23 protein-coding genes and 1 tRNA gene are annotated in these 19,199 nt (G+C 44.5%); 11 read left to right on the plus strand and 13 right to left on the minus strand.

Annotated elements, in window-relative coordinates; all coding sequences use genetic code 11:
• Window positions 1-195: 195 nt before the first annotated feature.
• Together ahpC and DVY93_RS08135 are read left to right on the plus strand one after the other, a co-directional pair.
• A complete protein-coding gene (gene ahpC / locus DVY93_RS08130; protein ID WP_193005281.1) occupies window positions 196-762 on the plus strand; it encodes an alkyl hydroperoxide reductase subunit C in 567 nt (188 codons plus the stop codon).
• A 503-nt stretch (window positions 763-1,265) separates the two neighbouring features.
• A complete protein-coding gene (locus DVY93_RS08135; RefSeq protein ID WP_193005282.1) occupies window positions 1,266-2,135 on the plus strand; it encodes a glucose 1-dehydrogenase in 870 nt (289 codons plus the stop codon).
• Between the two features lie 148 nt (window positions 2,136-2,283).
• Here the strand turns inward: DVY93_RS08135 and DVY93_RS08140 are convergent, their stop codons facing one another.
• A complete protein-coding gene (locus tag DVY93_RS08140) occupies window positions 2,284-2,532 on the minus strand; it encodes a YdcH family protein (RefSeq protein ID WP_193005283.1) in 249 nt (82 codons plus the stop codon).
• Between the two features lie 478 nt (window positions 2,533-3,010).
• On the opposite strand from DVY93_RS08140, the gene ahpF reads away from it, so the two are divergent.
• Window positions 3,011-4,591 carry an alkyl hydroperoxide reductase subunit F gene (gene ahpF, locus DVY93_RS08145; protein ID WP_230710217.1) on the plus strand — a complete coding sequence of 527 codons (1,581 nt, stop codon included), beginning with the start codon at window positions 3,011-3,013 and terminating at the stop codon, window positions 4,589-4,591.
• Between the two features lie 83 nt (window positions 4,592-4,674).
• Here ahpF and DVY93_RS08150 read toward each other — a convergent pair whose 3' ends face one another.
• The 5 genes from DVY93_RS08150 to DVY93_RS08170 form a co-directional block, all read right to left on the minus strand.
• Window positions 4,675-5,421: a glutathione S-transferase family protein gene (locus tag DVY93_RS08150; RefSeq protein WP_230710219.1), complete on the minus strand. Its 747-nt coding sequence runs from the start codon at window positions 5,419-5,421 to the stop codon at window positions 4,675-4,677.
• 154 nt (window positions 5,422-5,575) lie between these two features.
• A complete protein-coding gene (locus tag DVY93_RS08155; protein WP_198333857.1) occupies window positions 5,576-5,908 on the minus strand; it encodes a TIGR01244 family sulfur transferase in 333 nt (110 codons plus the stop codon).
• A gap of 133 nt (window positions 5,909-6,041) precedes the next feature.
• Entirely contained in the window at window positions 6,042-6,368 is a 327-nt protein-coding gene (locus DVY93_RS08160; RefSeq protein ID WP_230710221.1) for a beta-lactamase hydrolase domain-containing protein, read from the minus strand.
• 186 nt (window positions 6,369-6,554) lie between these two features.
• Complete coding sequence (locus tag DVY93_RS08165; RefSeq protein ID WP_230710223.1) at window positions 6,555-8,264, minus strand: SulP family inorganic anion transporter; 1,710 nt, start codon at window positions 8,262-8,264, stop codon at window positions 6,555-6,557.
• Window positions 8,265-8,321: 57 nt separating this feature from the next.
• Window positions 8,322-8,612, minus strand: a complete 291-nt coding sequence (locus DVY93_RS08170) for an ArsR/SmtB family transcription factor (RefSeq protein WP_330165962.1) — start codon at window positions 8,610-8,612, stop codon at window positions 8,322-8,324.
• A 347-nt stretch (window positions 8,613-8,959) separates the two neighbouring features.
• Here DVY93_RS08170 and DVY93_RS08175 point away from each other — a divergent pair, with 347 nt between their 5' ends.
• From DVY93_RS08175 to trxC, 4 genes are all read left to right on the plus strand, one after another.
• On the plus strand, window positions 8,960-9,832 hold the full coding sequence (locus DVY93_RS08175; protein ID WP_193005289.1) for an MBL fold metallo-hydrolase: 873 nt from the start codon (window positions 8,960-8,962) through the stop codon (window positions 9,830-9,832).
• A gap of 60 nt (window positions 9,833-9,892) precedes the next feature.
• On the plus strand, window positions 9,893-10,075 hold the full coding sequence (locus tag DVY93_RS08180; protein WP_193005290.1) for a YgaP family membrane protein: 183 nt from the start codon (window positions 9,893-9,895) through the stop codon (window positions 10,073-10,075).
• A gap of 24 nt (window positions 10,076-10,099) precedes the next feature.
• Window positions 10,100-10,720 (plus strand): class I SAM-dependent methyltransferase, encoded by a 621-nt coding sequence (locus tag DVY93_RS08185; protein WP_193005291.1) that lies wholly within the window; start codon window positions 10,100-10,102, stop codon window positions 10,718-10,720.
• 132 nt (window positions 10,721-10,852) lie between these two features.
• Entirely contained in the window at window positions 10,853-11,290 is a 438-nt protein-coding gene (gene trxC / locus DVY93_RS08190; protein WP_193005292.1) for a thioredoxin TrxC, read from the plus strand.
• Between the two features lie 103 nt (window positions 11,291-11,393).
• On the opposite strand, the gene DVY93_RS08195 is transcribed toward trxC, so the two are convergent.
• The 4 genes from DVY93_RS08195 to DVY93_RS08210 all read right to left on the minus strand — a co-directional run bounded on the left by DVY93_RS08195 (window position 11,394) and on the right by DVY93_RS08210 (window position 13,742).
• Complete coding sequence (locus DVY93_RS08195; protein ID WP_193005293.1) at window positions 11,394-11,795, minus strand: hypothetical protein; 402 nt, start codon at window positions 11,793-11,795, stop codon at window positions 11,394-11,396.
• 135 nt (window positions 11,796-11,930) lie between these two features.
• Complete coding sequence (locus DVY93_RS08200) at window positions 11,931-12,290, minus strand: SirB2 family protein (protein WP_230710226.1); 360 nt, start codon at window positions 12,288-12,290, stop codon at window positions 11,931-11,933.
• A gap of 88 nt (window positions 12,291-12,378) precedes the next feature.
• Window positions 12,379-12,702: a BolA family protein gene (locus DVY93_RS08205; protein WP_230710227.1), complete on the minus strand. Its 324-nt coding sequence runs from the start codon at window positions 12,700-12,702 to the stop codon at window positions 12,379-12,381.
• A gap of 227 nt (window positions 12,703-12,929) precedes the next feature.
• Window positions 12,930-13,742, minus strand: a complete 813-nt coding sequence (locus DVY93_RS08210) for a M48 family metallopeptidase (RefSeq protein WP_193005296.1) — start codon at window positions 13,740-13,742, stop codon at window positions 12,930-12,932.
• 431 nt (window positions 13,743-14,173) lie between these two features.
• On the opposite strand from DVY93_RS08210, the gene DVY93_RS08215 reads away from it, so the two are divergent.
• A tRNA-Gly gene (locus DVY93_RS08215) sits at window positions 14,174-14,248 on the plus strand.
• A 94-nt stretch (window positions 14,249-14,342) separates the two neighbouring features.
• On the opposite strand, the gene DVY93_RS08220 is transcribed toward DVY93_RS08215, so the two are convergent.
• The 3 genes from DVY93_RS08220 to DVY93_RS08230 form a co-directional block, all read right to left on the minus strand.
• Window positions 14,343-15,146, minus strand: a complete 804-nt coding sequence (locus DVY93_RS08220) for an SDR family NAD(P)-dependent oxidoreductase (protein WP_230710228.1) — start codon at window positions 15,144-15,146, stop codon at window positions 14,343-14,345.
• Window positions 15,146-16,273: a hypothetical protein gene (locus DVY93_RS08225; protein WP_230710229.1), complete on the minus strand. Its 1,128-nt coding sequence runs from the start codon at window positions 16,271-16,273 to the stop codon at window positions 15,146-15,148. The genes DVY93_RS08220 and DVY93_RS08225 overlap by 1 nt, the downstream gene beginning before the upstream one ends.
• Window positions 16,274-16,381: 108 nt before the next feature.
• Window positions 16,382-17,287 (minus strand): LysR family transcriptional regulator, encoded by a 906-nt coding sequence (locus DVY93_RS08230; protein ID WP_193005299.1) that lies wholly within the window; start codon window positions 17,285-17,287, stop codon window positions 16,382-16,384.
• 135 nt (window positions 17,288-17,422) lie between these two features.
• On the opposite strand from DVY93_RS08230, the gene DVY93_RS08235 reads away from it, so the two are divergent.
• The 3 genes from DVY93_RS08235 to DVY93_RS08245 are packed head-to-tail and all read left to right on the plus strand — an operon-like array spanning window position 17,423 to window position 19,183.
• Window positions 17,423-17,824, plus strand: a complete 402-nt coding sequence (locus DVY93_RS08235) for a DoxX family protein (protein WP_287022217.1) — start codon at window positions 17,423-17,425, stop codon at window positions 17,822-17,824.
• 35 nt (window positions 17,825-17,859) lie between these two features.
• Window positions 17,860-18,414, plus strand: a complete 555-nt coding sequence (locus DVY93_RS08240; protein WP_230710231.1) for an NADPH-dependent FMN reductase — start codon at window positions 17,860-17,862, stop codon at window positions 18,412-18,414.
• Window positions 18,377-19,183, plus strand: coding sequence for a YoaK family protein (locus tag DVY93_RS08245; protein ID WP_230710233.1), 807 nt, complete (start codon window positions 18,377-18,379; stop codon window positions 19,181-19,183). The genes DVY93_RS08240 and DVY93_RS08245 overlap by 38 nt, the downstream gene beginning before the upstream one ends.
• Window positions 19,184-19,199: the final 16 nt, after the last annotated feature.

Consider the following 19,199-nt stretch of genomic DNA (forward strand, 5'->3'; position numbering starts at 1 on the left):
TATAGTACACTGATGATGAAAAGCAGAGATAATAGTTTAACAAGTTTAATAAAACAAAACATCACATTAAAAACTTTTAACTGGATTAACGATAGAATTCGCGTATAGTTTGTCAGGTAGCCCAGAGCATTAAAGGCTTAATTGAAACAACCTTATAAATAAATTTCGTTTAACTTAACTATAAAGGAGCCAATCATGGCGTCTATTATCAATCAAGAAATCCCAGAATTTTCAGCAGAAGCATATGTAAACGGTGAGTTTAAAACCATCACCTCAGAAGACGTTAAAGGCGGTTGGGCTATTTTCCTATTCTACCCAGCTGACTTTACCTTTGTTTGCCCAACTGAACTTGAAGACATGGCAAGCCACTATGAAGAGCTAAAAGGCTTAGGCGTAGAAGTTTACTCAGTATCAACAGATACCCACTTCACGCATAAAGCATGGCATGACTCTTCAGATGCAATCGGTAAAGTAAACTACCCAATGATCGGCGATCCTACTGGTAAAATCACTCGTGGCTTCAACGTCATGATTGAAGAAGCTGGTTTGGCTGAGCGCGGTACATTCTTAGTGGATCCTGATGGCTTAATTCAAGTCGCTGAAATCCATGCTGGTGGTATCGGCCGTAGTGCAAAAGATATGCTACGTAAAGTAAAAGCGGCACAATATGTTCGTGAAAATGATGGCGAAGTATGTCCAGCAGCTTGGGAACAAGGCGGCGATACGCTAAAACCAAGTCTTGATCTTGTTGGTAAAATCTAAGAACAAGGTTAGTCTAAAATTAGTTAAACCAAAATTAAAAGTATCTTAGTATTTATCCCATAAAGATAACTATTAAAATATGACAAAGGCTCTATCGGCAATGGTCGATAGAGCCTTTTTTAGCATTGCCAAATTTTAGCACTGCCAAAAACGGGTTTGCCTCAGTAAGCAGTTCTTTATAAAACTCCTTTTATTTTTAACACAATTTACTGTGCGTTAAGTTGGGATAGGTTGCTTACATCACCGTCACACACTGTCACGTAAGGCTGTTTGTCTTGTACGTCTGACTCGTTATGCTAGTCATAAATAAATGAGTAAGAACAACCGAGAGTATAAGTCTAATAACAGCTCAAAAGACAGTACGTATAAAAAAGAGACAGTGCGTACAAATAAAAAGAGCCGCATAAGCGCAAATATAAACAAAGCAAAGTAAGACAAAAATTTGCCCATTACGACTTTATAAACTTATGAATAGTAAAAAAAAATTAAAAAAAGGAGTGGTTATGAGTAACAATCAAACATCTGATAAAGAGTTCCCTAAACAGCAGCAGTCATTACCTGGTTCACAGCAGGCGCAAACGCCAACCCCTGAGGTCTTACCGCGTGACTATCCAAACGGTAAACTTGCCGGAAAGGTTGCGGTGGTCACGGGCGCGGATAGTGGGATCGGCCAAGCAGTCGCGATACTGTTTGCCAAAGAAGGCGCAAATGTGGTGGTCAGCTATCTATGCGAAGACGACGATGCCAATGTTACCAAGCAGCATATCGAGTCCTACGACCAGCGCTGCCTTTTGGTCGCCTCTGATTTATCGCAAGAATCTAACTGTCAGGCGCTCATCGATGCCGCTATTTCTGAATTTGGCAAAATTGATATTTTAGTCAACAATGCAGGTATGCAGGTTGAGCAAGAGTCGCTCACTGACATCAGTAGCGAGCAGTTTGATAAAACCCTTCACACCAATTTTTATCCGCATTTTTGGTTGAGTAAATTTGCGTTGCCGCACATGAAGGCTGGCAGTAGCATCATCAATACCACCTCCATTACCGCCTATCGTGGCAGTGACCGTTTAATTGATTATGCTTCCACCAAGGGCGCGATTTTATCTTTTACTCGGGCGTTGGCCAATAACTTAATGAGTGAGAAAAAAGGCATCCGTGTCAACGGAGTGGCACCAGGCCCTATTTGGACACCGCTTATCGTAGCGTCATTTAGTCCTGAAGAAGTAGAAAGTTTTGGACAAACCACGCCTATGGGACGTGCCGGTCAGCCCAATGAAGTAGCTCCTGCTTACTTATATTTAGCAAGTGACGAGGCAAGCTATGTTACTGGACAAGTCATGCACGTGAATGGCGGTGAGATTATTGGTGGGTAAGCATTGGTTAATGACAGGGTTAGAAAACCACCAATAAATCGTCCTAAATAATCAATAAAATAGCCGCCTATGTGTCAGTTAATTGTTTAACCATGCACATAAGCGGCTACTTACTCGCATAAAGCCATAACTACAAAACGTATGCAGGCTAGCTCAAGGATTGTAGTTTGTTTTTTTCAATGGCTTTATAAATTTCATCTTTCAGGTACAGCTTTCGTCGCTTCATGTGTTCTATTTCTTCGTCACGACTGGCATGTTGTACCACATCTTTTTCAAGTTGATTGATTTTCTCATCAAGCTGAGTATGCTCGTCGAAAATATTCGCAAAGTGGCTGTCTTTCTGCTTAAGTTCAGCAATAACTTCTCTATTGTCTTGCCTAGTATCAGTCTTTCTCATCGGGTCATCCTTGTTATAAAACGCAATATTGCAGTAAGCAAACGCGTATTTCGTTAAGATTTTATGATTGTGAGACTTGATTCTTACGGGGCTTTATCGCATTTAAACTAACCACGATAAGGCCCATACAAGCAGAAAGGGCTTTTAATAAGCACACGTAAAAGCTGATCTGCCGTAAGCTCAATAGGAATAATTCCTATCGACCTCTTTTGATTGTAGCGAAAAAAGTACCTTGTTGCTATGGGTATACTCTGCCTATGGTTTTATATTTAATTATTTATAACGTTTAATGATTGGTTTTATAAAACGTAAAGTTTGAGTTTCTCAGCTTGTCTAAACACTTGGAACCTATGATAATAGAGACATCAAAAGGCATAAGCCTATAGAGTATTAGACAAATTATTAGTAATACAAAATTCATATTTAAACGGGTGACACGCAGTTGCCGTTACATATACAGTAATAACGAGGAACAAACATGATAGATCAAAACTTATTAGATGCAGTCAAAAGCTATAGCGAAAATATGACCCGTCCGATTACCTTTGTGTTGGGTAGCGGCGAACATAGTAAGCGCGCTGAGTTGATTGATTTTTTGACTAAAATTGCAGGCACTACTGATAAGATTAATTTTGACGTAGAAGCAACTGATGAGAGCTTACCGAGTGCGATCAGTTTTAAAGTGGTCAGTCACCTTGATGGCGCATTGAGTGACACCGGTATTGTTTTTAGTGGTATCCCAGGTGGGCATGAATTTACGTCATTGATTTTGGCAATTTTGCAAGCGGGTGGCCACACCTTAAAGTTGGATGAAGGTATTCAGAAGCTTATCAAGCGTTTTAATAAGCCGCTCCAGTTCCAGACTTATGTGTCACTGTCTTGCCATAGCTGCCCTGAAGTGGTACAGGCGCTGAACCAATTTGCGCTCCTCAATGATGATATCAGCAACGAGATGATCGATGGCGCATTGTTCCAAGAGCAAGTTGATGCCAACAATATCCAAGGCGTACCAGCTGTGTTTTTAAATGGTAAACCTTTTGCTAATGGTAAAATTGACACGGCTAAGTTAATTGAAAAGCTACAAGAGCAATACCCTGACTTGTTAGCTGATGCTAACGAAGAGGATGCTGAACAGCTAGAGCAGCAAGACGTGACTATTATTGGTGCAGGCCCTGCAGGGGTGGCTGCCGCTATTTATACGGCGCGTAAAGGCTTAAAAGTGACCATGGTTGCTGACCGTATCGGTGGACAGGTTAAAGACACACAGGACATTGAGAATCTAATCTCTGTCCCTTTGATCACAGGTAGCGAGTTATCTTCAAATTTTGAAAAACATTTGCAAGAGTACAACATCACTCTCAAAGAGCACGTTAGGGTTAAAGAGATTGATGAGACCGAAGATGAAAACTATAGTATCCACCTGAATACGGGTGAGTCATTTAAGACTCGCAGTATTATTCTAGCGACAGGTGCTCAATGGCGTAAGCTGGGTGTACCAGGCGAAGAAGAAAACATTGGTCAAGGCGTGGCGTTTTGTGCTCACTGTGATGGTCCGTTCTTTAAAGGTAAAGAAGTGGCGGTCGTTGGTGGCGGTAACTCGGGTATCGAAGCTGCGTTAGATCTGGCGGGTATCGTCAAGCATGTCACCGTGTTCGAGTTCGCCGATGAGCTAAAGGCTGACCAAGTATTGATCAATAAAGCCAAAGAAAAGGCCAATATTGATATTATTGTTAGTGCCGCTACTAAAGAGATCAAAGCGACCGACGGTAAAGTCAGCTCAATCGTCTATGAAGACCGTGACACAAGTGAGACCAAAGAGCTTGATCTGGCAGGGGTGTTTGTACAGATCGGTCTAGTGCCTAATACGGATTTCATTAAAGGGTTTGTCGATTTAAACCGCTTTGGTGAGATTGAGATTGATGAGCGCTGTCATACAGATCGCAAGGGTATCTTTGCTTGTGGTGATGTGACTACCGTACCATTTAAACAGATTAACATTGCGATGGGCGAGGGTAGTAAAGCGGCATTATCAGCATTTGAATATTTAGTTATGCAGTAGTTTTCCACTGATACTTTACTAAAAATTTGAACCCCTGAAGTCATAATAGGCTTCAGGGGTTTTTATTGAGTAACAAGGAAGCACTAATCAGCTAGTATGCCCGCCACCGACAGAATGGTCCCCGCTTCATCTTCTTTAATAATACGGGTTTCTTCTAAGGCGGCTTTTTGCCAAGCTTGTACATGTGGATGGTTTAGTAGCGTTTGGCAGTATTGTTTGGTGATTGGCTGTAGAGTAAGGTTGGATGCTCTAGCGTAGGTGTTTAAACGCAGAATCACGGGAGCAAAAAAGACATCCGCAGCCGTGAACTCACCGAATAAAAAACTGCCTTCTGCCCGTCCTTTTAAGCAATCTGCAAAAATATTTTCAACACGAGCTATGTCAGCTAAGCAAGCACTGCTCGGTTGTATTTTAGCGGTAGCTCTGATGTTCATTGGCATCTCACTACGAATGCCCATTAGTCCTGAGTGCATTTCAGCAATAATGCTTTGGCAGTAAGCGCTATTGATCCTATTTTGACTGTCAGTTTGCGCTTTGGTGTCAGACTTACTGATACCTGTCCAAATATTGATTTCCGTGAAATATTCATTAATATGCATGGCAATAGCTACTGTGTCCCAAACGGTTACTTTTTCATCACCTTCGCCATATACCAAAACAGGTACCATGCCCGTAGGAGAGTTTGCTGCAAGCGTGGGACGGGCTGAAGGATGAAATAATTCGATGAGCTGCTCATCAAAATCAACATCGAAAGCTTTGAGCAAGAGCCACGCCCGTAATGACCAAGAGGAGTAGTTCTTGTTACCGATGGTAAGTAGCGGTTTTTGCATAATCAAATTCTATCAAGGTGTGTAGGTAAAATTTTATTATGTACTTAACGTTGCAGGTTGACCAACTTGTAATGTTACCACTGCTTAAAAAAACGCCCATCCAAAATCTGGACGGGCGTTTTTTTAAGCAGTGGTAAGTTTGTGTGGCTCACTATCAGTCGTCTAACAAATCCATTTGCTTGGCGGCTTCATAGATACCGTTTGAGCGGTTACCCGTACGGCAAAATATCAGCATGGGTTGTTCCGCTTGATTAAAGAAATCTGCAAACGCTTCGACGTGGTTTTGATTCAGCTCATTACCAGCAAAAGATATCTCTTTATAAGCAAGGCCGGCGTCTTTAGCAGCGGCTTCAATTTCTGCGCTGGTGGGTTGATTTGGTTCTTCACCATCTGGACGGTTATTAATGATGGTTTTAAAGCCATTTTCGGCAATCATAGGTACTTGGTCAGGGGTGATTTGTCCAGTAAAGCTCACTTGATGGCTCATAAGAGCTCCTTTTTATTGTCTATGGAAAAAAATGATCAGTTTGGGAGGAAAGTACAGAATCTAAGCCTAAGCTGTATGGGAAGTTTTCTAAAGATGAGGTGTGTAAACGTCATGACCGTTTTTATAGCCGTCTCTACAGCAGCCCTTGCATCAATGCACTTTGGTAAAGCAGTTTAGCACGGGCACCTGTCCCGCAAAACATGAGTATGGGTTTGGGCATGGCACGATAAAAGTCAGCAAATTGCTCGACAGTCGCTCGGCTCAACCGCTCGTCGTCAAAAGGCAGATGATGATAGGACAAGTTGGCTTTTGCCGTCGCACGGGCAAAATCGACGCTATTAGGCTGCGTCTCTGTTTCAGCGTCAGGACGAATATTGAGCACAGAACGATAACCAAGCTCAGCAATTTTTACGCATTGGCTCGGATAAATTTGCTTATAAATAGTTAAATTATCGGTCATAAGTCAGTTCGGCCATATATGTTAAAAGGCAGTAGATTTTAGCGTACTAGGGTTAAGTGCCGTGTTTGGCAGTGATGATCTCTAAAGACTAGAATAATTTAGCATAACACAGCTTTTAGTGTATCTACATTTTGTCACAGCCGAGATTATGATTATTGATTCAATAACGTGCGGTGTATAGTGCTATTAGACATCTTTTAATGCGTTTACCGCATCCATGGTGCTGAGATAAACGTGTCCTGACAGATGGGTGATAATCGGCGTATGCTCAATGATATCCATCACAGGTCCTTTAATAAAGCTAAAATTTAGATGCTTGTGCTGGCCCAAAAGCTCTTGGTTGAGGCTAATAAGCATCTCTTGTCCCGTCAAATCAATGTGATTGACCGCTGACATAATAAGAATAATCTCACGAGCTTCTGGATACTGCTGGGTGGCTTGGACGACACGGCGATGGACGGATTCGCTGTTACCAAAAAATATGCTTTCATCAATACGCAGCATCAACAGATTACGAAACGTCACCACGTCATGACGATTGATATTACGAAAGTGCCCCGTACCTGCCAATTGACCCACAATAGCAACGTGCGGCTTGCTTGATTGCCAAATCAAGCTAGCAAACGACACCATCAGACCAATGACCAAACCCGTATTTAATCCAAATATCAGCACACCCACAAAAGCTGCCATAAAGCTGGCCGCGTCTAAGCGGTCTCGCTGCCACGCGGATTTGAAGGTCGTCATATCAATGAGACCGATGATAGACGCCATGATGGTCGCGCCTAGTAAGGCATAGGGGAGAGGGGCTAGTACGTTACCAAAAGCAATTAACGCGGCAATCATGACCAGCACTGTTGTCAAACTAGCGACCGGCGTTTTGGCACCTGAATCGACATTGATCGCGGTGCGCGAAAAGCCACCAGCGACCGTAAAGCTTTGAAAAAAACCACCTGCCATATTGGCAAGCCCCAAGCCCGTCAGCTCACGGTTGGCATCAAAGGATTCCCCGCGCAGGCGTGCATAATTGCTCGCGACTGAGCTACTGGAGACAAAAATAATCAGTGCCATTAGCCCAGCGCTAGGTAACAAATCTAGCACTTCATCAAAGTTTGGCACATAGGGAATAGTAAAAGTTGGTAGCCCTTGCGGAATACGACCAATCGTAGCCACGCCACTCGTTGTCCAATGCAAACTGATGCTCAGGACGATGGCAATACCAAGTAGAATAAGCGGAAATAAGCGCTCTGCCCATTTGGCATAGGCGGATGACAACCAAGACTGCCATACCCATTTGCTGCCGTAGCGATTGGCAACCAACAGGACAAAGGCTATCACCCCAATAAGCAGCGTCAGCGGCTGTAGCTGGTGGGCATACCTTTGCATACTGGACAGATAACCAATCAAACCGTTTCCTGCAATGGGAATACCCGTCAAATACTTAAGCTGACTGATAAAGATCAGGACGGCCGCTCCACTGATAAAGCCCGCCGATACGCCGCGACTGATAAACTGCATAATCCAGCCAAGCTTGAGCCGACCCGCCAACCATAGTAGGACGCCGACCATCAACGACAACAAACTTGCCATCAATACGTACTGCTGCGCGCCCTGCGATGCATAAGGGTGCAGGCTGCTTGCCGTCATAATTGCCGTGATAGCGACAGGCCCCACCGCTTGGACATTGCTTGAGCCTATCCAAGCATAAACCATGACGGGCACGATCGCGGCATACAGTCCGTAGACGGGTGGTAACCCTGCCAGCACCGCATAACCTAAGCTTTGTGGAATGACCAGCACACCGACGACCAGCCCAGCAATGACGTCAGTCGGCAAGGCAGACAGTTGATACTGACGTAACCAAGTAGGAAACAGTCGCGCGGCGATAGAAAGCATAGCAGTACGTCATCACAATAAAGAAAATTAATTAAACATCAGAGTTAAGCCAGTAAGCTAACGGTCGGTTTTTGCACAAAATCGTTGATAGAGCAGCTCCAATACCGCTAAAGCGTCGTCGCTTGCAATACTGTAGTAAATTTGCTTGCCGTCGCGGCGGGTTGAGACCAACTCATCCTTACGTAGGATACCCAGCTGCTGCGATAAGCTTGGCTGGCCAACACCGACGAGATTTTCAAGCTCGCTGACGCAGTACTCACCTTGAGTCAGCTGACACAAGAGCAATAAGCGATCAGGGTGTGACAGCGACTTTAATAACTGGCTGGCTTGCATCGAGGCCTGTTGCATTTGTTCAGCCAAGTCTTTGGGTGTGGCCTCTGCGACGCGTGACGACATAGTATCATTAGGGTTGGTCGTAGATGTGCTCAATGCTGAAGTAGTCAGAGCGAGCTCCTTATATGAGACATAATTAAAAAGAGTAGAGATGATAAAAAATACAGTTAATTATCAATGATCTCGCCAGTGATATCAAGTTATAGTTATTTACATTATATAAATTGATAAAATGTATAGTAGTTGCTATATTGATGTGTATCAATAATAAGCAGGTATAGGCAAGTATGATAAATGAGCCCATATTATACTGAAGAATCTGTTGAAAAATAAAATATTCTGATAAAAGCAACGAGGTAGCCATGCAAGTTCATTCATTCTTACATAGCGACACAGAAACCTATACGCACGTACTGGCGGACGTTCAGCAGCAAGTATGTGCCATCATCGATCCAGTGTTGGACTTTGATGCCAAATCGGGCAGCACTGGCACCAGCAGCGTTGATGACGTCATTGAGTTTGTAAATGAGCACGGTTGGAAGCTGCTCTATATTATCGAGACTCACGCACATGCAGACCATTTGTCAGCTGCGATCCATGTAAAAGAAAATCTTGGTGGAAAGTTAGTCATAGGCCAACATATCACCGAAGTACAAAAAATATTTAAGCAAATTTTTAACTTTGATATCAGCTTTCGTACCGACGCCAGTCAGTTTGATATTTTGACAGATGACGGTGAGACATTAGCGCTTGGTAGTATTACTATTACTGCGATGTACGTGCCGGGTCATACGCGTGCTGATATGGCTTATGTGGCTGCTGATGAAGAAAAAACAGTGGTGTTCGTGGGCGACACTTTGTTTGCTCCTGATGTGGGGACGGCGCGCTGCGACTTTCCAGGAGGGGACGCCAAAACGCTGTACCAGTCTATCCAAAAGCTGTTGGCACTCCCAGAAGATACCGTGATGTACCTGTGTCATGACTATCCCAGTAAGGGCCGTAAACACTGCCCAACGACTACTGTCGCTGCGCAAAAACTGGGTAATATCCACGTTAAAGATGGGATTAATGAAGCTGAGTTTGTGCAGATGCGCGAGCGCCGCGATGCGACTTTGGAGATGCCGCGCCTGATCATTCCAGCAGTGCAAGTTAATATTGATGCCGGTCACTTTCCAAAGCCAGAAGACAATGGTACTCGATATTTGAAAATACCGATCAATATGCTCGGTGAATAAACCCGACAGTATAATGAGAGACAGTTGTTACCTAATACTTGAACTATAAAGGACACAACCATGAAAATGAATGTCGGAAGTACTGAACGGTTACTACGTATTATTGCTGGTGTCGTCATTATCGGCTTGGGTTTGTATTTCCAAAGCTGGTGGGGTGTAATTGGCTTAGTTCCTTTACTCACAGGACTATTCCGCTTTTGTCCGCTGTACAGTATGCTTGGGATAAATACTTGCAAGCGCTAAGTGTGACAATAAAGGGGGAAGGCAGTGAATCCGTACGAGCGTTATGTGTTGCCAAAGCTGATAGATGTCGTCTGTAGTACGGGCAATGTGACGAAAGCGCGGTCTAAAATTGTCCCTCAGGCGCTAGGCGAGGTATTAGAAGTTGGGATTGGCAGTGGTCTGAATTTGCAATTTTATGATTCCAAAAAAGTCACTTCTATTATCGGTATCGACCCAGCTTCTCAGATGCAGACGCTGGCACGTAAACGAACAGCTGACATTAACATTCCAATTGAAGTGATAGCGGTGGATGTCCAAGGCATTCATGCTGATACCGATCGATTTGATACTATTGTGATGACCTTCACCTTATGTAGTATCGATGATCCAGTAGCCGCAATTAGAGAAATGGCACGCGTACTAAAACCTGACGGTCGCTTACTATTTTGTGAGCATGGCTTAGCGCCAGACCTTTCTATTAAGCGCTGGCAGTATCGTTTAACACCTTTTTGGAAACCGATGGCAGGCGGTTGTCATCTAGATCGTGATATTCCAGCGATAATTAGAGCAGGTGGTTTTGTCATCGACGAGTTGAGTGAGGAGTACTTGCCCGGTCCACGACCGATGAGCTACGTATATAGTGGCGTGGCACACCAAGTGTCATAGATAATGAGTATGAACAATTATGTTAAAATTGCTTGGGCAACAAACCTGTGTAGACAGCTTTCATTTGCAAATACCAATAGTGAATTTTTAAAAAAGCCAAACGATTAGAACAATTAAAATAGGAATCAAATTATGAGCGAGCAAAGTTTTCATCTAGTATGCCCACATTGCCAAGCGACCAACCGCGTTCCCGCCGCAAAAATAAATGCGGCACCAAATTGTGGTAAATGTAGCCAGCCGTTATTAACTGGCAGCCCTCACGAGTTGAACGCACAAACGCTCAATAAAGTCATTCAAAAAAATGACGTGCTGACCGTCGTTGATTTTTGGGCGAGTTGGTGTCAACCGTGTCTTATGATGGCACCGCAGTTCAAAGCGGCTGCCAGTCAGTTACCGCAAGTGGTTTTTGCGAAGATACAAACAGATAAGTATGAGCAAGCGGCAGCCCCTTATAATATTCGCAGCTTACCCACCATGGTGGCGTTTAGAAACGGTAAAGAAATCGCCCGGCAGTCAGGCGCCCTACCTAGTGACCAAATTGTTCAGTGGGTACAAAGCCTGCAATCATAACCGTTAGACTGTAATCATGAATAAAAAAAGCCAACATGCTTAGCGCATATTGGCTTTTTTTCGTTAATACTACTTTGAAACTGTCGATATGGCTTATTGAGTACTACTCGCCATAAATTTTGACACCGTTTGCAAAGCTACAGCGCTGAATACGGGCAGACTGAACTATTGCATCACGCTCGCCATACAGGCGCGATAATTTTGCATCGCGAGCTTTGGTATCGCTGCTCTTACCCACACCAAAACTGATGTTAGGTGAGATCCCCCAGCGTCCTGCAGACACCCCAACCCCGACCCCTGAGGCGGATAAGGTCGATTGCTCATTGCGCGCCGCTGCCACATAACGATTGACACGGGCGTACTCTTGGCTGAGTGCTTGGCAATCATAGTTTTGATAAGTACTGGGCGGCACATACTGCGGTGTGACAGTGCCAGTAGAGGCACAGCCTGAGAGACCGAAAATGCCCGCTGTTACCAGTAGTGACGCTGTAGTAAGAGTTTTCATAGTGGCTCCATTAGGCTAAGTTACTGTATGGTAAGTATTTAAGATAGCAAAAATCACGGGATTAAGATATTGATTATTCAAGATTTTTAACCCCAACACGTTGACGATTTTTGCCGTTCTAATACGACATATTTATCAAAATAAATTTGCAGGTTTGGTGACCGCGAGTATGACGATACCAACATACGCCACAGCGGCAATGAGAATACCTGTTTTTCTTTGTCCAAGCGTCGCCTGATTATTAAAGGCTTTTATACTCGCACTAATGGCCGCCACCAATAAGATGATTTTGGCAAATACCCACTGTACAGGGGCGCTTGCGCTCATCAGCTGCATGAGCATGACGGCCCCTGATACGATAATTAGCGCATAAATTATGTGAGTGGCTATTTTGACCGCACGTGGCGCTTGTCTATTTGTACTTAACACCAAGTAGCTTTGGTACAAAAACAGCACAATGATTAGTACCGCCATTAGCATATGTAAATGTTTCATTAAATATTGCGTCCTCTAAAAATGCAGTTTTCAAGCGTGTTTATAGCATCTCATCATTGTATAAAAAAGGTTGGGACAAATGACTCTTCTAAACGTTGTTTTGTCCAGCACATAACGGGCTATCAGGGCTTTGACCTTGCCATTCTGTTGGGGTGTAGGCATGGATAGCCAAGGCATGTACTTGCCCACCTTGGGAAGTTAGGAGCGAGTTGACCTGTGCATAGACTAACTGGTGACGAGCGACCAATCTTTTGCCTTCAAAGGCGTCACTGACAACAGTCAATTTAAAGTGACTTTCTTTGCCTTCAAAATAGCCAGCATGATTCATTGACTCATTGACCAGTTCTAGATGTTGCGGTTGCAAAGCCTGTAGCTCAGCGACAAGCGCATCGGCGGTAGGTGTGTTACTCATAACAATCCTTGAATGTACGTGACTTAATAATACTTAGCAATCTGCGATGACAAATGCTGTTTATTATAGCAGAGGCTGTGAGTGGTATGGCATGCTATTAAACGAGATGTGTTGCTAAGATAAGCGGGTGGTTAAACAGTAAAAAAGCAGAGTACAGCTTAATAGTGTGGACTCTGCTTTTATAAGTTAGGCGTGCTGACTAAAAATACAACGTCTAACCATCCTGATTAACGACGCGCCTTTTGATACAGTGGCATGACTTTGGGCATCAATGCTTGTAGCTGCGCAATACGATTGCTGCTGGTTGGGTGAGTGCTTAGGAATTGTGGCGGCTCGCCTTGGCTGGCGCGCTGCATTTTTTGCCACAAGGTAATCGCGGCTTGTGGGTTGTAGCCTGCGCGTGCCATTAACTCCAAACCAATTTGATCGGCTTCAGCTTCTTGTGTGCGGCTGTGCGGACGGCTCAAACCCAAGTCACCTGCGACGTTCGCTAGCTCAGCCTGTCCTTGTGATAGGCCAAAGATGCTGGCAGCAACACCGATGCCGGTCTGTGTGGCGTACTGTCGTGATAGGCGCTCACGTGAGTGCTCACGGAGGGCGTGCGACATTTCATGACCCATAATCGCTGCAATCTCATCATCCGTGAGATTTAGGCGGTCAATGATACCTGAGTAAAACATGATCTTACCACCTGGCATAACAAAAGCATTCAACTCATTAGATTTAATCGTATGCACTTCCCATGGCCATTTTGCGGCATCTGGGCGATAGACGCCAACTTGACCCACTAAGCGATTAGCGATGTTTTTTAAGCGATTAAGCTGCGCTTGGTTGGTGTCCAGCACGCCGCGTGCTTTTGCTTCTTGCATGGTTTTAGCATAGCTTTGCGCTGATAACTGCAACACTTGCTCGCTTGAGACCAAAAGGAGCTGCTGGCGATCAACGCCAACGGCGCCAGTACTAGTTGTGCTCGAACAACCCGTCAAAGTCAGTGCCGACAATGAGGCGGCCATCACAGTGGTGGTCAGTAATTTTTTCATGCTAAACATCCTCGCTATAAATATTAAAATAAGTGAGACAAAAAGGTGAGATGAGCAGTAGACGAAAAGGCAGCCTTTTATTGATGTTCTACCTGCTTTTACCAATCTACTGAAACAATAAAATTTTACCTCAACAGCCATTAGCCATAAGTATAATAATGTTAACAGGTCAAAACCAATGCAGGAATAGTAACAACGCAGCATAGGATTGTAAGTCACAGATGAGAAGTGAAATAATAGTGAAATTATTTGGGCGGTAATAGATGCTATTAAATCAATAGCTTATGCTAGATACTCGTATAAAATGGCAATTAAAATCACATTACTCCGAATTAATTTTAAAAAAAGTGTTGACACCCTCAAAATATTTGCTAAAATAGCCAGCCTATCGAGACGGAGCAGTTGTTAACAACGCTACGCATTGATATTAAGCGGGAATAGCTCAGTGGTAGAGCATAACCTTGCCAAGGTTGGGGTCGAGAGTTCGAATCTCTTTTCCCGCTCCAAATATGGCTTGAAAAAGCGCAAAAGCCTCACTTTATAGTGAGGCTTTTTTTATGGGTAAAATTTGAGCTAGGCTGATGATTAAGGATAATATAATTAACTTCTCATCGACCATGCCACAGTTTTGTTGCCTATCCAGTTGACCCAGCTAATGGGAAAAAAGCGCAACTGGAGTCTAATCAAATTGGCCATGACCCCTGGCACCACTAAAAACTCTCGGTTCTCTACGCCTTTCAACATAGATCTGACCGCCGCTTCAATCTTTAGTTCACCGGCGAGTTTTTTCATACCGATACCAGCTTGTGCCATCACGCCAACTTCAGATTGGGTAAGCGGGGTATCTATCGGCGGTGGCGCGAAGACGGTGATGTCGATACCGAGTGGCTTCCATTCAAAGCTTATTGACTGCATCATGCCCCAAACAGCAAATTTCGATGCACTGTACGAGCTATAACCGTAGCTGCCAGTGAAGGATGACATGGAAGCGGTGACCATGACTTGATCACCCCGTGATAAAAACGGACGTACGGCAGCCAGTACGTTGCGCGTACCAAACACATTGATATTCATCACACGCTCAAACTGCGCTTGAGTCATCTCATCAAAGGCCCAAGGCCCTGTCACGCCCACAAAGTGCATTAAAATATCTGGTGACAGTCGCTCAGCCGCCGCTGCGATTTGCTTGGCTGTCGTATCGGCATCCGTCACATCCAACGCATAAGTGGCAATCGAGGTGTTATATTTATTCAATCCCTTGAGTATGGCTAAAGCTGCATCAAGCGGTTGCACATCAAACAACACCAAGTTTGCGCCTTGATGGATCAGCTGTTTGGCCGTTTCGAAGCCGATGCCAGAAGCCGCGCCAGTGATATAAATATTTTTATCCGTAAAATATCCCATCAGACAGCATCCTTCTGCACTCGGTCGGTTGGTAAGGAGCGCTTTTGTAACGTTCCAAAGGTTGTCGCGCCCATTAAATGACTGACTTTATGACCAGGAATAAGCCAGTAGGGCGTGGCTTCACTACTTGGGGCACAGTTGGGAAAATCCTGATTGCTAGAGGGCCCAGCAATGGTCTTTTCGACGACCATCGAGATATATTGGTCGTTACTGCCTTCTAGGGTGTTACCGTTTAGGATGACCTCCATCCCTGTGTTTTTGGCGTAGCGTCGAATGGCATTAACGTTTGAGTTCATTGGCGCATAAGCATCAGCGCCGACACCATTTTCTGAAGTGACACGGATGCCATCTGGCACGCGTGCGACTAGAGAGTGATTGCCCTCGGTATGTCCGGGGGTATGCACCAGCGCCAAGCCTTCGCCTAATTGAATACTGCCAGTAAATGTAATCACTTTGTTAGGATCCACGCCCTCGATGCCGTTAGGGCAATACCACTCCGCTTGGACGGGCAGCAGCGCAGTGGTGCTCTGCCATTCTTGCTCATGTATCAATAGCCGAGCGTTAGGGAAATAGGCAGCTCTGTCGGTTGAGCCATCAGTGTTGGTAGTGCCTAGCCATCGGCGGATGTCTTGGGTGTGCAAGTGATCGTAGCTAATATAATCAACATCTTCTGGGGCTAAACCGATCTCAGCTAAAGCGCCAGCCACATCACGGATGATAGGCGCCACCACCTTTTCAAGTGGTGACCAATTTGGCATTTTTTCTGTTAATTGCTTAAAAAAAGGCGTTTCTCGATCGGCTTCGATATCAGAAGGAGAAAACAGCAGGGTCTTTACTTCACCCAAACAATCATAATATTGAATGATAAAAATACGGTTTAGGATATGTAGGTAGGGGAACTTATAGGTGCTTTGGGTATAGACACCGCTGTAGGCATACCACGTGGGATAGGGCACTCTGACCATGTCAGCGCTTTGATAAAACAGCACAGGCGCTTCATCCATAAAGCGCTCTCTAAATACCACTGCTTGTCTGCGCGCCGCTTTTAGACGCTCTTGAGGCAATGGGCTTGCGCGAACATGATCGAATTCGCGGATGGCTTTCATGCCCAACGATGATAAATCCATATTGCATCTCCTTATGACTGATGGATATCTCTGCAGATTATAGTAGCAACATTGTTTTGGTCTTGGTAGCGTTTTTAGAAGACGGTTAAATTTGCGGAAACAGGCTTATCAGAAATCATCCCAGTAGGGATCATCACCGAAACGCTCGGCAATAAAGTCAATCAGATAACGACAACGCTGCGATAAAAATCGGTTTTTCGGGTAAACAGCATAGGCGTTGAGCGTGGGTAGCTGATACTGCTGAAGAGTGGGCACCAGCTCGCCACGTGCCAATCTTTGGTAAGCGATAAAGGTCGGGATAAAGGTAATACCATGACCCTTGACCGCCAGATCCACTAAGAACTCACCATTGGTGGCTTTGATTTTAGCATCGATTGTATGATGATGCTTTTTGCCTTCAGCATCCACCAGGTCTATACTATTGGTTTGACCGAGACTATATTGCAAAAGCTCATGATCTTCTAAATCTTCTAGCGTCTCAGGCGTGCCCATCCTTGCTAGATAGTCAGGACTGGCGCAAATAACACAACGAATCAATGCCAGCTTTTTTGCTTGATAACTAGAATCTCGCAGCTCTCCAATTCGAATCGCCAGCTCATAGCCTTCTTCAATCAAATCAATACGCCGATCGGAAAAATCCAACTCAAAGTTGAGGTTAGGATGCTGGCTGGCATACTCATCAATCACATCATTCAGATGCATAAGGCCAAATGACAAAGGGGCTGTCATCTTTAGCGTGCCCTCAATGCGTGTGGGTGCGCCACTGGTTTGCTCGTTGAGGGCATCAACGGCACTTAAGATACTGTTTACTTGTTGATAATACTGCGCACCTGTCTGGGTCAAGTGCGATTGGCGTGTGGTTCGGCTAATAAGCTGGCTGCCCAAACGTGTCTCTAACTCTTTGAGACGGCGGCTCACGGCTGACTTGGCAATATTTAGCTGCTCAGCTGCTTTGGTAATGCTCCCTGCTTCGACGATACGTACAAACATCGCCATATCTTCTAACTGTCCCATCTCTATCGCCTCATGATTGTTCTAAAATAAAGAACTTACATTTGTCATTATTGCTGTTTATCCGTTTATGGTCAACATTTATACTGGTGTCATTCTTTGGTAAAAAACGTATTTACACACATTTATTGGATAATCATGATGGACAAATTACAACAGCTTAGTGCTCCCATTGGTCGTTTGCTTTTATCGATGATTTTTATTTTTTCAGGCTTCAACAAAATGACGGGATATGCGGCCACTCAAGGCTATATGGAGTCAATGGGTGTGCCAGGTATGCTATTACCGTTAGTCATCGCGCTTGAGCTGTTTGGCGGTATTGCTATTTTGCTTGGGTTTAGAGCGCGCTTGATTGCTGCGTTGTTTGTTGGCTTTAATATTGTCTCAGCGTTCATCTTCCATCAGTTTTGGCTTGACGCGTCACAAATAAATCCTTTTATGAAAAACATCGCAATAGCAGGTGGGTTTTTGATGATTTTCGCTCACGGTCCAGGTGCTTACTCGATTGACAATAGTCATACTCGCAAAAGCTCAGTATAGTAAATATCTTTGGTTATTATTAATAAGGAGTCACTATGAGCGCATCCATAAAGATTGCCCTAATAATCGGTAGCTTGCGAAAAGCGTCAATCAATCGCAAGTTTGCACAATACATCGTGTCGCAAATGCCCGAAAACGTCACAGTTGAAGAGGTGTGTATTGCAGATTTGCCGCTTTATAATCAAGACTATGACGATACAACGATAGACAGCTACGAGCGAGTCCGTCAGCAGTTAACAGCGGTTGATGCAGTTTTGATTGTCACGCCAGAGCATAACCGTACTATGCCAGCGGCTCTAAAGAACGTGATAGATATTGCCTCCCGTCCATATAAAGAAAGTGTCTGGAGGCATAAAAAAGTCGCATTGGTAACCGCATCGCCAAGCAACTATGGCGGCATCAATAGTGGGCTTGATGTACGCAAAAGTATGCAGATGCTCTCAGCACACATGATGGTTAGTCCGGAAGTGTATCTTAGCCAAGCGACTGACAGTTTAAATGAAGATGGTAGCGTCACAGAGCGAACCCAGAAGTATCTGCAAACATTCATTGATGAATTGGTTGCTTTTGCAGCAGGTACAGATGCCTAACGCTATCTCTGACCAAACGCATGATCGTACCAGCAGCACCAATACTGGTCAGGATAGTGCTCACGGTAATGACCAGTTGCCACCGCCAAGCTTTTGGCAGCGCAACCGAGCGCCTGTGTTATTGACCATAGTAGGCGGGGCGATTGATACCATCGGTTTTATCGCCTTGTTTGGGTTTTTTACCGCCCATGTCACGGGTAACTTAGTGATGGCAGGGAGTGGCTTGGTCAAAGGTGAGAGTGGCCTATGGATTAAGCTGGCTGCTTTGCCCCTATTTGTGTTGACAGTGATGGTGACCAAGACTTTCATCGATAAGAGCAAAAAACAGACAATGATATTGAGTCACTTATTCTTCGCCGAAGCGTTTTTTTTGGCGGCTTTTATGGTCGCAGGCTTGTACTATCAGCCCTTTGTGGACGCGAGTGACATCACAGTGGCGATAACGGGCGGGCTGGGTTTGATTGCCCTTGCGATACGTAACACGGCAAGTAAGACACTGATCAAACACATGAGCCCGACAGTGCTGATGACGGGCAACACCACGCAGTTGGGTATCAATTTGACTGACTATGTGAACAATCGCACCACCGAAAACGCCAAAAAACTCGGTCATAGCGCAACGTTGGTTTTTAGCTTTTTAGTCGGAGCACTAGTCGGGGCGCTTTTATATCTCAAGCTGAGCTTTTGGGCGGTTGGGTTATTTGTACTGCCTGTCTTGTATTTGGCGGTTTTAGCACGTGATAAAGCATTTTTACGCGATATTGGTTAAAAAGATGCACCACTAG

The organism is Psychrobacter sp. CCUG 69069 (assembly GCF_021023115.1).
GTDB lineage: Bacteria > Pseudomonadota > Gammaproteobacteria > Pseudomonadales > Moraxellaceae > Psychrobacter > Psychrobacter namhaensis.

Bases quoted from the DNA above. Each gene is read 5' to 3' on its own strand.
- ahpC (WP_193005281.1), top strand. From the start codon at position 196: ATGGCGTCTATTATCAATCAAGAAATCCCAGAATTTTCAGCAGAAGCA.
- DVY93_RS08135 (WP_193005282.1), top strand. From the start codon at position 1,266: ATGAGTAACAATCAAACATCTGATAAAGAGTTCCCTAAACAGCAGCAG.
- DVY93_RS08140 (WP_193005283.1), bottom strand. From the start codon at position 2,532: ATGAGAAAGACTGATACTAGGCAAGACAATAGAGAAGTTATTGCTGAA.
- ahpF (WP_230710217.1), top strand. From the start codon at position 3,011: ATGATAGATCAAAACTTATTAGATGCAGTCAAAAGCTATAGCGAAAAT.
- DVY93_RS08150 (WP_230710219.1), bottom strand. From the start codon at position 5,421: ATGCAAAAACCGCTACTTACCATCGGTAACAAGAACTACTCCTCTTGG.
- DVY93_RS08155 (WP_198333857.1), bottom strand. From the start codon at position 5,908: ATGAGCCATCAAGTGAGCTTTACTGGACAAATCACCCCTGACCAAGTA.
- DVY93_RS08160 (WP_230710221.1), bottom strand. From the start codon at position 6,368: ATGACCGATAATTTAACTATTTATAAGCAAATTTATCCGAGCCAATGC.
- DVY93_RS08165 (WP_230710223.1), bottom strand. From the start codon at position 8,264: ATGCTTTCTATCGCCGCGCGACTGTTTCCTACTTGGTTACGTCAGTAT.
- DVY93_RS08170 (WP_330165962.1), bottom strand. From the start codon at position 8,612: ATGCAACAGGCCTCGATGCAAGCCAGCCAGTTATTAAAGTCGCTGTCA.
- DVY93_RS08175 (WP_193005289.1), top strand. From the start codon at position 8,960: ATGCAAGTTCATTCATTCTTACATAGCGACACAGAAACCTATACGCAC.
- DVY93_RS08180 (WP_193005290.1), top strand. From the start codon at position 9,893: ATGAAAATGAATGTCGGAAGTACTGAACGGTTACTACGTATTATTGCT.
- trxC (WP_193005292.1), top strand. From the start codon at position 10,853: ATGAGCGAGCAAAGTTTTCATCTAGTATGCCCACATTGCCAAGCGACC.
- DVY93_RS08195 (WP_193005293.1), bottom strand. From the start codon at position 11,795: ATGAAAACTCTTACTACAGCGTCACTACTGGTAACAGCGGGCATTTTC.
- DVY93_RS08200 (WP_230710226.1), bottom strand. From the start codon at position 12,290: ATGAAACATTTACATATGCTAATGGCGGTACTAATCATTGTGCTGTTT.
- DVY93_RS08205 (WP_230710227.1), bottom strand. From the start codon at position 12,702: ATGAGTAACACACCTACCGCCGATGCGCTTGTCGCTGAGCTACAGGCT.
- DVY93_RS08210 (WP_193005296.1), bottom strand. From the start codon at position 13,742: ATGAAAAAATTACTGACCACCACTGTGATGGCCGCCTCATTGTCGGCA.
- DVY93_RS08220 (WP_230710228.1), bottom strand. From the start codon at position 15,146: ATGGGATATTTTACGGATAAAAATATTTATATCACTGGCGCGGCTTCT.
- DVY93_RS08225 (WP_230710229.1), bottom strand. From the start codon at position 16,273: ATGGATTTATCATCGTTGGGCATGAAAGCCATCCGCGAATTCGATCAT.
- DVY93_RS08230 (WP_193005299.1), bottom strand. From the start codon at position 17,287: ATGGGACAGTTAGAAGATATGGCGATGTTTGTACGTATCGTCGAAGCA.
- DVY93_RS08235 (WP_287022217.1), top strand. From the start codon at position 17,423: ATGATGGACAAATTACAACAGCTTAGTGCTCCCATTGGTCGTTTGCTT.
- DVY93_RS08240 (WP_230710231.1), top strand. From the start codon at position 17,860: ATGAGCGCATCCATAAAGATTGCCCTAATAATCGGTAGCTTGCGAAAA.
- DVY93_RS08245 (WP_230710233.1), top strand. From the start codon at position 18,377: ATGAATTGGTTGCTTTTGCAGCAGGTACAGATGCCTAACGCTATCTCT.